This window comes from Frigidibacter sp. ROC022 (genome assembly GCF_024723735.1).
GTDB lineage: Bacteria > Pseudomonadota > Alphaproteobacteria > Rhodobacterales > Rhodobacteraceae > SLM-1.
This window is the reverse complement of record NZ_JANQDU010000002.1, coordinates 62855-75891: the sequence shown is the minus strand read 5'-3', so window position 1 is coordinate 75891 and position 13037 is coordinate 62855. Positions and strand designations below refer to the sequence as shown.

At 66.7% G+C, this 13037-nt stretch carries 16 protein-coding genes; all 16 read left to right on the top strand.

Going from position 1 to position 13037, the window contains the following annotated elements; genetic code table 11:
* The 16 genes from odhB to NUW50_RS06990 all read left to right on the top strand — a co-directional run bounded on the left by odhB (window position 1) and on the right by NUW50_RS06990 (window position 12940).
* On the top strand, window positions 1-1221 hold the full coding sequence (odhB, locus tag NUW50_RS07065; RefSeq protein WP_258288398.1) for a 2-oxoglutarate dehydrogenase complex dihydrolipoyllysine-residue succinyltransferase: 1221 nt from the start codon (window positions 1-3) through the stop codon (window positions 1219-1221).
* A 34-nt stretch (window positions 1222-1255) separates the two neighbouring features.
* Window positions 1256-1717 carry an MOSC domain-containing protein gene (locus tag NUW50_RS07060; protein ID WP_258288397.1) on the top strand — a complete coding sequence of 154 codons (462 nt, stop codon included), beginning with the start codon at window positions 1256-1258 and terminating at the stop codon, window positions 1715-1717.
* 125 nt (window positions 1718-1842) lie between these two features.
* Window positions 1843-3231, top strand: a complete 1389-nt coding sequence (gene lpdA / locus NUW50_RS07055; RefSeq protein WP_258288396.1) for a dihydrolipoyl dehydrogenase — start codon at window positions 1843-1845, stop codon at window positions 3229-3231.
* Window positions 3232-3378: 147 nt separating this feature from the next.
* Window positions 3379-4233: an HpcH/HpaI aldolase/citrate lyase family protein gene (locus tag NUW50_RS07050; protein WP_258288395.1), complete on the top strand. Its 855-nt coding sequence runs from the start codon at window positions 3379-3381 to the stop codon at window positions 4231-4233.
* Window positions 4230-4778: an NnrU family protein gene (locus NUW50_RS07045; protein ID WP_258288394.1), complete on the top strand. Its 549-nt coding sequence runs from the start codon at window positions 4230-4232 to the stop codon at window positions 4776-4778. Before NUW50_RS07050 ends, NUW50_RS07045 begins: the two co-directional genes overlap by 4 nt.
* 1 nt (window position 4779) lies before the next feature.
* The gene (locus tag NUW50_RS07040; RefSeq protein WP_258288393.1) at window positions 4780-4983 is read left to right on the top strand and encodes a DUF1737 domain-containing protein; all 204 of its coding nucleotides are present in this window, start codon (window positions 4780-4782) and stop codon (window positions 4981-4983) included.
* Window positions 4980-6005: a MaoC family dehydratase gene (locus NUW50_RS07035; RefSeq protein ID WP_258288392.1), complete on the top strand. Its 1026-nt coding sequence runs from the start codon at window positions 4980-4982 to the stop codon at window positions 6003-6005. Before NUW50_RS07040 ends, NUW50_RS07035 begins: the two co-directional genes overlap by 4 nt.
* 171 nt (window positions 6006-6176) lie before the next feature.
* Window positions 6177-6560: a succinate dehydrogenase, cytochrome b556 subunit gene (sdhC, locus tag NUW50_RS07030; protein ID WP_258288391.1), complete on the top strand. Its 384-nt coding sequence runs from the start codon at window positions 6177-6179 to the stop codon at window positions 6558-6560.
* A gap of 13 nt (window positions 6561-6573) precedes the next feature.
* Entirely contained in the window at window positions 6574-6945 is a 372-nt protein-coding gene (gene sdhD / locus NUW50_RS07025) for a succinate dehydrogenase, hydrophobic membrane anchor protein (protein ID WP_258288390.1), read from the top strand.
* Between the two features lie 9 nt (window positions 6946-6954).
* Window positions 6955-8757, top strand: a complete 1803-nt coding sequence (gene sdhA / locus NUW50_RS07020) for a succinate dehydrogenase flavoprotein subunit (protein WP_258288389.1) — start codon at window positions 6955-6957, stop codon at window positions 8755-8757.
* 7 nt (window positions 8758-8764) lie between these two features.
* A complete protein-coding gene (locus NUW50_RS07015; protein ID WP_258288388.1) occupies window positions 8765-9472 on the top strand; it encodes an FkbM family methyltransferase in 708 nt (235 codons plus the stop codon).
* The gene (locus NUW50_RS07010) at window positions 9469-9759 is read left to right on the top strand and encodes a hypothetical protein (protein ID WP_258288387.1); all 291 of its coding nucleotides are present in this window, start codon (window positions 9469-9471) and stop codon (window positions 9757-9759) included. The genes NUW50_RS07015 and NUW50_RS07010 overlap by 4 nt, the downstream gene beginning before the upstream one ends.
* Complete coding sequence (locus NUW50_RS07005) at window positions 9759-10199, top strand: hypothetical protein (RefSeq protein WP_258288386.1); 441 nt, start codon at window positions 9759-9761, stop codon at window positions 10197-10199. Before NUW50_RS07010 ends, NUW50_RS07005 begins: the two co-directional genes overlap by 1 nt.
* Window position 10200: 1 nt before the next feature.
* Window positions 10201-10980 (top strand): succinate dehydrogenase iron-sulfur subunit, encoded by a 780-nt coding sequence (locus NUW50_RS07000; protein WP_258288385.1) that lies wholly within the window; start codon window positions 10201-10203, stop codon window positions 10978-10980.
* Between the two features lie 108 nt (window positions 10981-11088).
* Window positions 11089-11259, top strand: coding sequence for a hypothetical protein (locus tag NUW50_RS06995; RefSeq protein ID WP_258288384.1), 171 nt, complete (start codon window positions 11089-11091; stop codon window positions 11257-11259).
* A 388-nt stretch (window positions 11260-11647) separates the two neighbouring features.
* On the top strand, window positions 11648-12940 hold the full coding sequence (locus NUW50_RS06990; protein ID WP_258288383.1) for a DEAD/DEAH box helicase: 1293 nt from the start codon (window positions 11648-11650) through the stop codon (window positions 12938-12940).
* The last annotated feature ends 97 nt before the right edge of the window (window positions 12941-13037 follow it).

Here is a 13037-nt window from a genome sequence, read left to right as displayed (position 1 = left end):
ATGTCCACCGAAGTCCGCGTGCCGCCCCTGGGCGAAAGCGTCTCCGAGGCGACCGTTGCCACCTGGTTCAAGAAGCCCGGCGATGCCGTGGCGATGGACGAGATGCTGTGCGAGCTGGAGACCGACAAGGTGACGGTCGAGGTGGCCGCGCCGGCCGCCGGGACCCTGTCGGAGATCATCACTGCCGAGGGCGAGACGGTGGGGGCGAATGCGCTGCTGGCGACGATCGCCGAGGGCGCCGCCGCCGCGCCCGCCAAGCCTGCGGCGAAGGCCGCCGAGCCCGAAGCCCCCGCGCCGGCACCTGCCGAAGCCTCGGGCAAGGCCCGCGACCCCGAGGATGCGCCCTCGGCCAAGAAGGCGATGGCCGAGGCCGGGCTGTCCAAGGATGCCGTGACCGGCACCGGCAAGGACGGTCGGGTGATGAAGGAGGATGTGGCCAAGGCGGTGTCCGCCCCCGCAGCCGCCGCGACTGCCGCGCCGCCGCCGGCCCCGCCGCGCGGTCCGGTCAGCGCCGACGATGCCGCGCGCGAGGAGCGGGTCAAGATGACCCGGCTGCGCCAGACCATCGCGCGGCGCCTGAAGGACGCCCAGAACACCGCCGCGATGCTGACCACCTATAACGAGGTGGACATGTCGGCGATCATGGAATTGCGTAACGAATACAAGGTGATGTTCGAGAAGAAACACGGCGTCAAGCTGGGCTTCATGTCGTTCTTCACCAAGGCCTGCGTCCATGCTCTGCACGAGGTGCCGGAGGTCAACGCCGAGATCGACGGCACCGATGTGGTCTACAAGAACTTCGTCCATATGGGGATCGCGGCGGGCACGCCGACGGGGCTCGTGGTGCCGGTGATCCGCAATGCCGACGCGATGTCCTTTGCCGAGATCGAGAAGGCAATCGCCGAGATGGGCGCCAAGGCGCGCGAAGGCAAGCTGTCGATGGCCGAGATGCAGGGCGGGACCTTCACCATCTCGAACGGCGGCGTCTACGGCTCGCTGATGTCCTCTCCTATCCTGAACCCGCCGCAGTCGGGCATTCTGGGGATGCACAAGATCCAGGATCGCCCGGTCGTGGTCGGCGGCGAGATCGTGATCCGCCCGATGATGTATCTGGCGCTGAGCTACGATCACCGGATCGTCGACGGCAAGGGCGCCGTGACCTTCCTTGTCCGGGTGAAAGAGGCGCTGGAAGACCCGCGCCGTCTGCTGATGGACCTCTAGGGACATCGGTAGGTCCGGGGCAGGAGGCAGGGTTATGTGGCACGGCAGCTTGCTTGCGATCCACACCACCACAGAGGCGCGTGCGCCGATGCGGCGGCAGGAGAGCGCGCGGCTGCTGGCCGGGCAGGGGATCGAGGGCGACCGCTATGTGCTGGGGACCGGGACATATTCCAGCATCCCGGATATCCGCGAGGTGACGCTGATCGAATCCGAGTCGCTCGCCGCCCTGAAACGCGACCATGACATCGACCTCTCCCCGGACGAGCACCGGCGCAACCTGACGACCGAGGGCGTGCCGCTCAACCATCTGGTCGGGCGCCGGTTCCGGGTCGGCTCGGTGGTTCTGGAAGGCGGGCGGCTGAATGTTCCCTGCCGGCTGCTGGAACTGGTGACCGGCAAGAAGGTCTATGAGCCGCTGATCCACCGCTCGGGGCTGAACTGCCGGATCATCGAGGGCGGAGACATCCGGCCCGGCGACCGGATCGAGCCGGCATGAACCGCCCGGTTGGCATTTCCGCGTCGATCCGGCGAGGGTGCCGCCGGGGGACGCGATCTGATAGAGACACTCACGCGGGGCCGGGGCCCATCTGCCCACGCCTGCGGCAATAACGGAGACCCAAGATGTCCGACTTCGACCTTATCGTCATTGGCGCCGGCCCCGGCGGTTATGTTGCCGCGATCAGGGCGGCACAGCTGGGCCTCAAGGTTGCCTGCGTCGAGGGCCGCGAGACCCTGGGCGGCACCTGTCTGAACGTCGGCTGCATCCCGTCCAAGGCGCTGCTCCATGCCAGCCACATGCTGCATGAGGCCGAGCACAACTTTGCCAAGATGGGTCTCAAGGGCAAGAGTCCCTCGGTCGACTGGCCGCAGATGCAGAGCTACCGGGCCGAGACCGTGGCGCAGAACACCAAGGGCATCGAATTCCTGTTCAAGAAGAACAAGGTGACCTGGCTCAAGGGCTGGGGCTCGATCCCCGAGGCCGGCAAGGTCAAGGTCGGAGACGAGGTGCATGGGGCCAAGGCCATCCTGATCGCCTCGGGATCCGAGGCCTCGCCGCTGAAGGGCGTGGAGGTTGACGAGAAGGTGATCGTGACCTCGACCGGGGCGCTGGAACTGGCCAAGGTTCCCAAGACCCTGGCGGTGATCGGCGCCGGGGTGATCGGGCTGGAACTGGGCTCGGTCTATGCGCGGCTGGGGTCCGAGGTGACGGTGATCGAATATCTCGACACGATCACCCCCGGCATGGACGGCGATCTGCAGAAGGCGCTGAAGCGCACCCTGGAAAAGCAGGGGCTGAAATTCGTCATGGGGGCCACAGTGCAGGGCGCCAAGGTGTCGCGCAACAAGGCCAAGCTGACCTGGAAGCTGAACAAGGACGACTCGGAAGGCGGCATGGATGCCGATTGCGTGCTGCTTGCCACCGGACGGCGGCCCTATGTCGATGGGTTGGGGCTGGAGGCGTTGGGCGTCGAACGCACCAAGCGCGGCCAGATCGCCACCGATGCGCAGTGGAAGACCAATGTGCCGGGCATCTATGCGATCGGCGATGTGATCGAAGGTCCGATGCTGGCCCACAAGGCCGAGGACGAGGGCATGGCGGTGGCCGAGGTCATTGCCGGCAAGCATGGGCATGTGAACTATGGCGTGATCCCCGGCGTGATCTACACCACACCCGAGGTTGCCACGGTGGGCGCCACGGAAGAGGCGCTGAAGGCCGAGGGCAGGGCCTACAAGGTCGGCAAGTTCCCCTTCATGGGCAATGCCCGTGCCAAGGCGGTGTTCCAGGGCGATGGCTTCGTCAAGATGCTGGCCGACAAGGAGACCGACCGGATCCTGGGCTGCCACATCATCGGTCCGGGGGCCGGCGACCTGATCCACGAGATCTGCGTGTCGATGGAATTCGGTGCCGCGGCCGAGGATGTGGCGCTGACCTGCCACGCCCACCCGACCTATTCCGAAGCGGTGCGCGAGGCGGCCCTGGCCTGCGGTGACGGGGCGATTCACGCCTGACATATGGGGCGGGGGGCGAGCCCGCGGGCATCCGCACCCGGAAGGATCGGCGCTGTCGGGCGTTTTGCCGCGATGCAGAAATCTGCTCTTGCGGAAAGCTGCGCGAATGTGGTCGAAAGCGACAGAATGTTGCGAGAGGGAAGAATCATGCAGCCCGACCAACGACCCTGGCGCTCGGCGCTCTACATTCCCGGCGGCAAGGAGCGGGCGCTGGACAAGGCGCGCGGGCTCGACTGCGACGCGATCCTCTTCGATCTGGAAGACGCCGTCGCGGTGGGCGAGAAGGCTTCGGCCCGGGAGATGCTCTGCTCGGCGCTCAGGACCGGCGGCTATGGGCCGCGCGCCCGGATTGTCCGGGTCAACGGGCTGGATACCGCCTGGGGCGCCGAGGATCTGGCGGCGCTGAAGGGGCTGGAGTTCGACGGCGTCCTGCTGCCCAAGGTCGGGCATCCGGACGACATCGCCGCGGTCCGCAAGGCGCTGCCTGGCGTCCCGGTCTGGGCGATGATGGAAAGCCCCGTCGCCATTGCCAATGCCTATGCGATTGCGGCAGCGCCCGGGCTGGCGGGCATGGTGCTGGGCACCAATGACCTGGCCAAGGATCTGGGCTGTCGGCACCGCGCCGACCGGCTGCCGCTGATGCTGGCCCTGCAGACCTGCCTGATGGCGGCGCGCGGCGCCGGGCTGATCTGCCTGGACGGGGTGTTCAACGCCTATCTGGACGAGGACGGGCTGGAGGCCGAATGCCAGCAGGGCCGCGACCTGGGTTTTGACGGCAAGACCCTGATCCATCCGGCGCAGCTGGCCATCGCCAACCGGGTCTTTGCCCCGACCGAGGCCGAGATCGACCTGGCCCGCCGCCAGATCGCCGCCTGGACCGAGGCCGAGGCAAAGGGCCAGGGGATTGCCGTGGTGGATGGTCGTATCGTCGAAAATCTGCATATCGTTACGGCGCGGGCCTTGCTGGCCAAGGCCGACGCCATTGCAGGGAGAACGGCATGATCTGGATTGTCATCGGGGTAGCGCTCTGGTCGGGGGCGCATGTCTTCAAGCGGCTGGTGCCGAATGTGCGGCGCGGCATGGGCGATGCGGCCAAGGGCATGGTCGCCGCGGCCTCGCTGCTGGCCATCGTGCTGATGGTGATCGGCTATCGCATGGCCGACCCGGACTATCTGTGGCAGCTGGGTGGCTGGGCGCGCCATGCCAACAACACGCTGATGGTCCTGGCGGTGATCCTGTTCGGCGCCTCGCATTCCAAGAGCCATGTCCGCGGCTGGCTGCGGCATCCGATGCTGACCTCGGTGATCCTCTGGGCCGTGGCGCACCTGCTGGTCAACGGCGATGTGCCGTCGCTGGTGCTGTTCGGCGGGCTCGGGCTCTGGGCGGTTGCCGAAATCGTGCTGATCAACCGGGCCGAGCCGAAATGGGTGCGGCCCAAGGGCAATGCCCGGGGCGACCTGATGTTGCTGGCGATTTCGGTGGTGGTCTTCGCGGTGATCTCGGCGCTGCACATCTGGCTGGGTCCGAACCCGTTCACGGGGGCCTGACGTGATTGCCTATCGCTTTCTGACCGAGGATGACACCAGCGCCTTCTGCCACAAGGTGACCGAGGCGCTGGCCAAAGGCTGGCAGCTGCATGGCGGGCCGACCTATGCCTATGACGCCGCCAGCGGCAAGATGCGCTGCGGTCAGGCCGTCACCAAGGAGGTCGAGGCCGACTATTCCCCCGAGCTGAAGCTGGGGGCTCTATGAAGACCACGGCGGGCCGCTTCTTCGAGGACTACCGGGTTGGAGAGGTGATCCGCCACGCAGTGCCGCGCACCGTGAAGATGGGCGAGCGGGCGCTTTACCACGCGCTCTACCCGGCCCGGCACGCGCTGCACTCTTCGGATGAATTCGCCAAGAGCTGCGGCCTGCCGTTCAGCCCCCTGGACGATCTGGTGACCTTCCATGTCGTCTTCGGCAAGACCGTTCCGGATGTCTCGCTGAACGCGGTTGCCAACCTGGGCTACGCCGAGGGCCGTTGGCGGATGCCGCTCTGGCCCGGAGACACGCTGACCTCGGAGTCGGAGGTGATCGGGGTCAAGCAGAACTCCAGCGGCAAGACCGGCGTGGTCTGGGTCCGCACCACCGGGCGCAACCAGCATGGCGAGACGGTGATGGACTATGTCCGCTGGGTCATGGTGCGCAAGCGCGATGCAGAGGCGCCGGCGCCGGAAACCGTGGTTCCGGAGCTGGCGGCCACCGTGGCGCCGAAGACCCTGGTGATCCCGCGAGGGCTGGACTTCAGCCGCTATGATTTCGGCCTGGCCGGGGAACCGCATCGCTGGGCCGATTACCAGATCGGCGAGGTGATCGACCATGTCGATGGCGTGACGCTGAGCGAGGCCGAGCACATGATGGCCACCCGGCTGTGGCAGAACACCGCCAAGGTGCATTTCGACGCCACTCAGCGGCCCGACGGCAAGCGGCTGATCTATGGCGGCCACATCATCAGCCTGGCCCGGGCCCTGAGCTTCAACGGGCTGGCCAATGCGCAAATGATGGTGGCGATCAACGGCGGCGCTCATGCCAATCCGGCCTTTGCCGGGATGACGGTGCGGGCCTGGAGCGAGGTTCTGGACCGGGCCGAGACCCCGGCGCCGGGCGTCGGCGCATTGCGGCTGCGGCTGGTCGCCACCACCGGCGCCGCCGGGGCGTTGCGCGACGCTTCGGGCCGATACCTGCCCGAGGTGCTGCTCGACCTCGACTATTGGGCGCTGGTCCCGATGTAATACTCGTGATCACGGTGCCGAAAACTGTGATCACGAAAGCCGGAAATCGACCACGGTGGCACTTCGCCGCGCCATGTTAGCGCTGATGCCGCGTGGACTCGGGGCGAATATTTGCTATCACCGGATCAATAGGTCGGCTGCAGCGCCGCCAGCGCCGGAAAGGAGTCACGCATGGATGATGTCACGACGGTCGAGAGACCGCTTTCGCCGCACCTGCAAATCTATCGCCCGCAGATTACCTCGATGTCGTCGATCCTGACCCGGTTGACCGGCAACGCGCTTCTGGTTGCCTTCGCGCTCGGGGTCTGGTGGCTGGCCGCCGCGGCGACCTCGGACGCCGCCTTCGCCACCGCCGATGCGGTTGTCACCGGCTGGTTCGGCGATCTGGTCTTCACCCTCAGCCTCTGGGCGGTCTGGTATCACTACCTCGCCGGGCTCCGGCATCTGTGGTGGGACGCGGGTCACGGGCTGGACCTGCCCACGGCGGAAAAGCTGGGCTGGGCCTGTGTCATCGGTTCGGTCGTTCTGACCGTCATCACCCTGTTCCTGGTCTGAGGGAGGCAAGACAATGCGCTATCTGACCGACCGCAAACGGGCCGAGGGCAAGGGGGCTTCCGGCCACGGCACCGACCACCATTGGTACATGACCGTCACGTCGGTGACGCTGGCCTGCCTGGTGCCGATCTTCCTGGTGCTCTTCGGCCGTGCCATGGGCGGCACCCGGGCCGAGGTGATCGAGGCCTTTTCGAACCCGTTCATGGCGATCCTCACCGCGCTGGTCCTGGTCGTCGGCATGAACCACTTCTGGCGCGGGGCCTATATGCTGGTCTCGGACTACTGGCGCGGGTCGCTGCGCAAGGGCCTGTTCATCCTGGCGATCGGGCTCGCCTATCTGGTGATGGCGGTCGGGCTCTATGCCCTTGCCCGCATCGCGCTCTGAGGGAACGACATGGCGGCATATGAATACGAGACCCACGACTACGATGTGGTCGTGGTCGGCGCCGGCGGTTCTGGCCTGCGGGCCACCCTGGGAATGGCCGAGCAGGGGCTGCGCACCGCCTGCATCACCAAGGTCTTTCCGACCCGCAGCCACACCGTCGCGGCGCAGGGCGGTATCGCCGCCAGCCTGTCGAACATGGGGCCCGACAACTGGCAGTGGCACATGTATGACACCGTCAAGGGCAGCGACTGGCTGGGCGACATGGACGCCATGGAATACCTGACCCGCGAGGCGCCCAAGGCGGTCTACGAGCTGGAGCATTACGGCGTTCCGTTCAGCCGCACCGAAGACGGCAGGATCTATCAGCGGCCCTTCGGCGGCCATACCACCGAATTCGGCGAAGGCCCGCCGGTGCAGCGCACCTGCGCCGCCGCCGACCGCACCGGCCACGCCATCCTGCACACGCTCTATGGCCAGAGCCTGAAGCAGAAGGCCGAGTTCTACATCGAGTATTTCGCCATCGACCTGATCATGACGGACGGGGTCTGCACCGGTGTCGTGGCCTGGAAGCTCGATGACGGCACGATGCATGTCTTCAACGCCAAGATGGTCGTACTGGCCACCGGCGGCTATGGCCGGGCGTTCTTCTCGGCCACCAGCGCCCATACCTGCACCGGCGACGGTGGCGGCATGGTGGCGCGGGCCGGGCTGCCCCTGCAGGACATGGAGTTCGTCCAGTTCCACCCCACCGGCATCTACGGCGCCGGCTGCCTGATCACCGAGGGTGCGCGGGGCGAGGGCGGCTATCTGACCAACTCGGAAGGCGAGCGGTTCATGGAACGCTACGCCCCGACCTACAAGGACCTGGCCAGCCGCGATGTCGTCTCGCGCTGCATGACGATCGAGATCCGCGAAGGCCGCGGCGTCGGTCCCAACAAGGATCACCTGCACCTCAACCTCAGCCACATTCCTCCGGAAACGCTGGCGTTGCGGTTGCCCGGCATTTCCGAGAGTGCCCGGATTTTCGCCGGCGTCGATCTGACCAAGGAACCGATCCCGGTGCTGCCCACGGTGCATTACAACATGGGCGGCATCCCGACGAACTACTGGGGCGAGGTGCTGAACCCGACCAAGGACGACCCCGACGCGATCCAGCCCGGGCTGATGGCAGTGGGCGAGGCCGGCTGTGCCAGCGTGCATGGCGCCAACCGGCTGGGCTCGAACTCGCTGATCGACCTGGTGGTCTTCGGCCGCGCCGCGGCGATCAAGGCGCGGGAGGTGATCGACCCGGCCAGCCCGGTTCCGGCGACCAACACCGCCAGCGTCGATGCGGCGCTGGACCGGTTCGACCGGCTGCGCCACGCCAAGGGGCCGGTGCCGACCGCCGAACTGCGGCTGGAGATGCAGAAGGCGATGCAGGCCGATGCGGCGGTGTTCCGCACCGACAAGAGCCTGGCCGAAGGTGTCAAGGCGATGACCGCGATTGCCGGCAAGATCTCCGATCTCGGCATCACCGACCGCAGCCTGGTCTGGAACAGCGATCTGATGGAGACGCTGGAACTGACCAACCTGATGCCGAACGCGCTGGCCACCATCGTCGGCGCCGAGGCGCGCAAGGAAAGCCGCGGCGCCCATGCGCACGAGGATTACCCGGAGCGCGACGACAAGAACTGGCGCAAGCATTCGCTGACCCGGGTGAACGGCAACAAGGTCGATCTGAGCTATCGCCCGGTGCATCTGGAACCGCTGACGGCCGAGGCCGAGGGCGGCATCGCGCTCAAGAAGATCGCCCCGAAAGCCCGGGTCTACTGAGGGCGCCATGGCCAATCCGCAAGCCAGGGCAGCGTTGAAGGGGACCGGGCTGAAACCGGTGCGGATCAAGCAGACGGTGCACTACATGCGCCGTTTCGGCTTCTCCCCCGACATCGTTGTCGATGTCGGCGTCTACGACGGCACCGGCTGGCTGTATCGGGCCTTCGAGGGGGCGCAATTCCTGCTGATCGACCCGCTGAGCGAAAGCGCCGAACTGGTGGCACCGATCGCGCCGCCGGGGCACGAATTCCTGGCGGTGGCCCTTGGATCGGAAGATGGCGAGATGGACCTGACCGTGACCCACAAGGCCAACGGCGGCGGCGGCAATCTGTCGGGGTTCCACAGGCGGGTCGATGGTTCGCGCAACTGGTCGAGCTGGACCGAGCAGCGCCGGGTGCCGGTGCGCCGCCTGGACGAGATCATGGCCGACCGGCCCGGCAGCGTCGGGCTGAAGATCGATACCGAAGGCCATGAGGCCGAGGTGCTGGACGGGGCCGGCGAGACGCTGCGACGCTGCGTCTTCGTGGTCGCCGAGGTTTCGGTCAGCCGCCGCTTTGCCGAGACGCCGCTGCCCAGTGCCCTGATCGCGCGGCTGGCGGAAGCCGGGCTGGAACTGCGCGACGTGCTTGCGATGGCTCCGCCCGACCATGACATGCCGCGCCACATGGACATGCTGTTCACGCGCTGGCCTCAGCAAGAAGGCATTGCCGCATGACCCGAGCCTCGATCCTTGCCGTGCTGGGAACCCTGACGCTGACCGCCTGCGGCCCGATGTCGCCCGCCGCCGCCGCGCGTGTCTGCGAAGAGCGTGCGCGGGCCGCCACGGGCGTGCATGGAAGCTATTATGTCGGCGTCTCCACCGCCAAGAGCGGGCCGGTGGTCGGCGGCGAACTGAGTGTCTCGTCGGACTATCTTCAGGGGCGCGACCCCTATGACGTCTATGACCAATGTGTCCGCGAAAAATCGGGTCAGGGGCCGATCCGGCCGCTGGATCTGGGCTGATGAGCGGCTATTCCGGCACCCCCCTGGCCCGGAAGCTGGGCCTGAAGGAGGGCCTGGCGGTGGCCTTTGCCGGGCTGCCCGAGGGCCTGGACGACCTGACCCGCGCGGCGGCGTTCCGGGATCTGCAGACGGTGCCGGACTGGCGAGGGATCGAAGGTGCGGGGCTGGACTACATCCACCTCTTCACCGATTCCGCCGCCGAGCTGGACGCCGCGACGCCGGCGTTGCGGGCCCGGATGGCGCCGGGGGGCAGCTTCTGGGTCTCTTGGCCCAAGAGGGCCTCGAAGGTCGAAACCGACGTGACCGAGGACGTGATCCGCGCCCGGGCGCTCTCCGACATCCTGGTCGATGTCAAGGTCTGCGCCGTGGACGAGGTCTGGTCCGGACTGAAACTGATGATCCGCAAGCATCTGCGGGACGAACACGCGAAAGGGCTCTGAGATGGTCGAATTCACTCTGCCGAAGAACAGCCGCATCCGGGTCGGCAAGACCTGGCCCAAACCGGCCGGCGCCACCAATCTGAAGACCTTCAAGATCTATCGCTGGTCTCCGGACGACGGCGAAAACCCCAGGGTAGACACCTATTTCGTCGATCTCGACACCTGCGGCCCGATGGTCCTGGACGCGCTGATCAAGATCAAGACCGAGATCGACCCGACCCTGACCTTCCGGCGCTCCTGCCGCGAAGGGATCTGCGGGTCCTGCGCGATGAACATCGACGGCGGCAACACGCTGGCCTGCATCTACGGGCTGGACCAGATCAAGGGTGACGTGAAGATCTACCCGCTGCCGCACATGCCGGTGGTCAAGGATCTGGTGCCCGACCTGACCCATTTCTATGCCCAGCATGCCAGCATCATGCCCTGGCTGGAAACCAAGACCAACCGGCCGGCGAAGGAGTGGCGGCAGTCGATCGAGGACCGCAAGAAACTCGACGGGCTTTACGAATGCGTCATGTGCGCCAGCTGCTCCACCGCCTGCCCGAGCTATTGGTGGAACGGCGACAAATACCTCGGCCCGGCGGCGCTTCTGCATGCCTATCGCTGGATCGTCGACAGCCGCGACGAGGCCACGGGTGAACGTCTGGACGAGCTGGAAGACCCGTTCAAGCTCTATCGCTGCCACACGATCATGAACTGCACCAAGACCTGCCCCAAGGGTCTCAATCCGGCCAAGGCGATTGCCGACATCAAGCGGATGATGGTCGATCGGGTCGTCTGAGACCGGCGCAATCGTGGCGAAGGTCGGGTATTCCGACCGCATGGATGCGGAATACCTGACTTAGCGCCGCCCGGATCGACACGCATATTGGGAGCAGGAGGATGTCTCATGTCTCACCCTGTTCCGCTTCCGCCGCCGCGCCTGACCAAGGCCGACTTGGCGACTCTGCGCTATCTGATCGAGCGCAGCGCCGGCCCGTTGCAGCCCGAGGAGACTGAACGGACGCTGCCTGCGCCGTCCGGGCTGTGCTGGCTGGAACAGCGCTTTCCGACCATCTGACGCCCGGCCCGCGGCCGGGGCGCTGCACCGACCCGTCGCCTTGGCCGGGCCCCGCCCGGGCCGCCCTCTTTGCTGGTGCAGCAATTCTTCCCTTGACTTATTCCCCCGGAACCCCGATGTGATGGCTGTCCCCGCCCCCTGCCGCGTGAGCAGGCGGTTCTGTGCAATCACAGCTCCCGGGCGGGACGAAGGCCGCAACATGCGGCCTCTTACGAGGTTCCCACGATCACGCAGGGGTCCGACGGCCTGACGGTATTGGAACAATCCGGTTCCGCTGCCAGAGCTGGCCGCCCTATTGCGCTGCCGTCCGGCACTCTGCGATTCCCGCGGGTCCGCCGGGACGGTCCGTATTCGCGCCGGTTCTGCCGGCCCGATCGAAAGAATATTGATGTCTGACTTCAAAACCCTTGGCCTGTCCGACCGGATCCTGGCCCGCCTGGCCGAGATCGGCCATACCGAGCCGACCCCGATCCAGTGGAAGGGCATACCGCATGTCTTCGCCGGCCGCGACGTGATGGGCCTGGCCCAGACCGGCACCGGCAAGACCCTGGCCTTCGGCCTGCCGATCATCCAGGAACTGTCGAAACTGCACGGCAAGCCGGCCCCCGGCACGGCCCGGGCGCTGATCCTGGCGCCGACCCGTGAACTTGCCAAGCAGATCGAGGCCAGCCTCGGCGTGTTCACCAAGGGCACGCCGCTGAAGACCGCGGTCGTGGTCGGCGGCGCCTCGCTGCGTCCGCAGGCCGAAAAGATGAAACGCGGTCTGGATATCCTGGTGGCAACGCCGGGCCGTCTGATCGACCATCTCGACCGAGGCTCGATCTCGCTGGGCCAGACCCGGTTCCTGGTGCTGGACGAGGCCGACCAGATGCTGGACCTCGGGTTCATCCACGCGCTGCGCCGGATCGTGAAGGTGCTGCCCGAAGAGCGCCAGACCATGCTGTTTTCGGCCACCATGCCGAAGCTGATCACCGAGATTGCCAACAGTTACCTGCAGAGCCCGATCCGGGTCGAGGTCTCGCCCCCCGGCAAGACCGCCGACAAGATCGACCAATCGGTGCATTTCGTCGCCCAGGGCGAAAAGGCCAGGCTGCTGGAAAGCTATCTCGACCAGCACCGCGACGAACTGGCACTGGTCTTCTCGCGCACCAAACATGGCGCCGAGAAGCTGAAGAAGCTGCTGGAAGACTGGGGCTTTGCCGCCGGCTCGATCCACGGCAACAAGAGCCAGGGGCAGCGCGACCGCGCCCTTGCCGCTTTCAAGGCGGGTGAGTTGCGGGTGCTGGTGGCCACGGATGTGGCGGCGCGCGGGATCGACATTCCGGATGTGCGGCATGTCTACAACTACGATCTGCCGAACGTCCCGGACGCCTATGTGCACCGCATCGGCCGCACCGCGCGGGCCGGCAAGGACGGTCGCGCGGTGGCCTTCTGCTCGCCGGCCGAGATGGACGAGTTCCGCGCCATCGAGAAGACCATCGGCAATGCCCTGCCGGTGATCGGCGGCACGCCCTGGGTCGGATCGCAGATCGAGAAGCCGGTGCAGAACCAGCGTCGCCGCAGTGGCGGCGGGTTCAAGTCGGGCGGGTTCCGCGCGGGTGGCGGCAAGGGCTCGAACGGCAGCGCCAAGCCGAAGGCCCGGCATCGCCAGCGCCGCAGGTCGTCGGTCGGCGCGGCCTGAGCAGCCGGCTTCGGGCCCGCAAGGGCCCGAAGCGCATCGCTTGCAAGTTCCGGCGTCTCGGCTAGCGTCACATCCGTGACGATCTGCCTGGAGCTCC

What these genes read in the sequence shown, in the direction of transcription:
- odhB (WP_258288398.1), top strand. Translation starts at nt 1, where the DNA reads ATGTCCACCGAAGTCCGCGTGCCGCCCCTGGGCGAAAGCGTCTCCGAG.
- NUW50_RS07060 (WP_258288397.1), top strand. Translation starts at nt 1,256, where the DNA reads ATGTGGCACGGCAGCTTGCTTGCGATCCACACCACCACAGAGGCGCGT.
- lpdA (WP_258288396.1), top strand. Translation starts at nt 1,843, where the DNA reads ATGTCCGACTTCGACCTTATCGTCATTGGCGCCGGCCCCGGCGGTTAT.
- NUW50_RS07050 (WP_258288395.1), top strand. Translation starts at nt 3,379, where the DNA reads ATGCAGCCCGACCAACGACCCTGGCGCTCGGCGCTCTACATTCCCGGC.
- NUW50_RS07045 (WP_258288394.1), top strand. Translation starts at nt 4,230, where the DNA reads ATGATCTGGATTGTCATCGGGGTAGCGCTCTGGTCGGGGGCGCATGTC.
- NUW50_RS07035 (WP_258288392.1), top strand. Translation starts at nt 4,980, where the DNA reads ATGAAGACCACGGCGGGCCGCTTCTTCGAGGACTACCGGGTTGGAGAG.
- sdhC (WP_258288391.1), top strand. Translation starts at nt 6,177, where the DNA reads ATGGATGATGTCACGACGGTCGAGAGACCGCTTTCGCCGCACCTGCAA.
- sdhD (WP_258288390.1), top strand. Translation starts at nt 6,574, where the DNA reads ATGCGCTATCTGACCGACCGCAAACGGGCCGAGGGCAAGGGGGCTTCC.
- sdhA (WP_258288389.1), top strand. Translation starts at nt 6,955, where the DNA reads ATGGCGGCATATGAATACGAGACCCACGACTACGATGTGGTCGTGGTC.
- NUW50_RS07015 (WP_258288388.1), top strand. Translation starts at nt 8,765, where the DNA reads ATGGCCAATCCGCAAGCCAGGGCAGCGTTGAAGGGGACCGGGCTGAAA.
- NUW50_RS07010 (WP_258288387.1), top strand. Translation starts at nt 9,469, where the DNA reads ATGACCCGAGCCTCGATCCTTGCCGTGCTGGGAACCCTGACGCTGACC.
- NUW50_RS07005 (WP_258288386.1), top strand. Translation starts at nt 9,759, where the DNA reads ATGAGCGGCTATTCCGGCACCCCCCTGGCCCGGAAGCTGGGCCTGAAG.
- NUW50_RS07000 (WP_258288385.1), top strand. Translation starts at nt 10,201, where the DNA reads ATGGTCGAATTCACTCTGCCGAAGAACAGCCGCATCCGGGTCGGCAAG.
- NUW50_RS06995 (WP_258288384.1), top strand. Translation starts at nt 11,089, where the DNA reads ATGTCTCACCCTGTTCCGCTTCCGCCGCCGCGCCTGACCAAGGCCGAC.
- NUW50_RS06990 (WP_258288383.1), top strand. Translation starts at nt 11,648, where the DNA reads ATGTCTGACTTCAAAACCCTTGGCCTGTCCGACCGGATCCTGGCCCGC.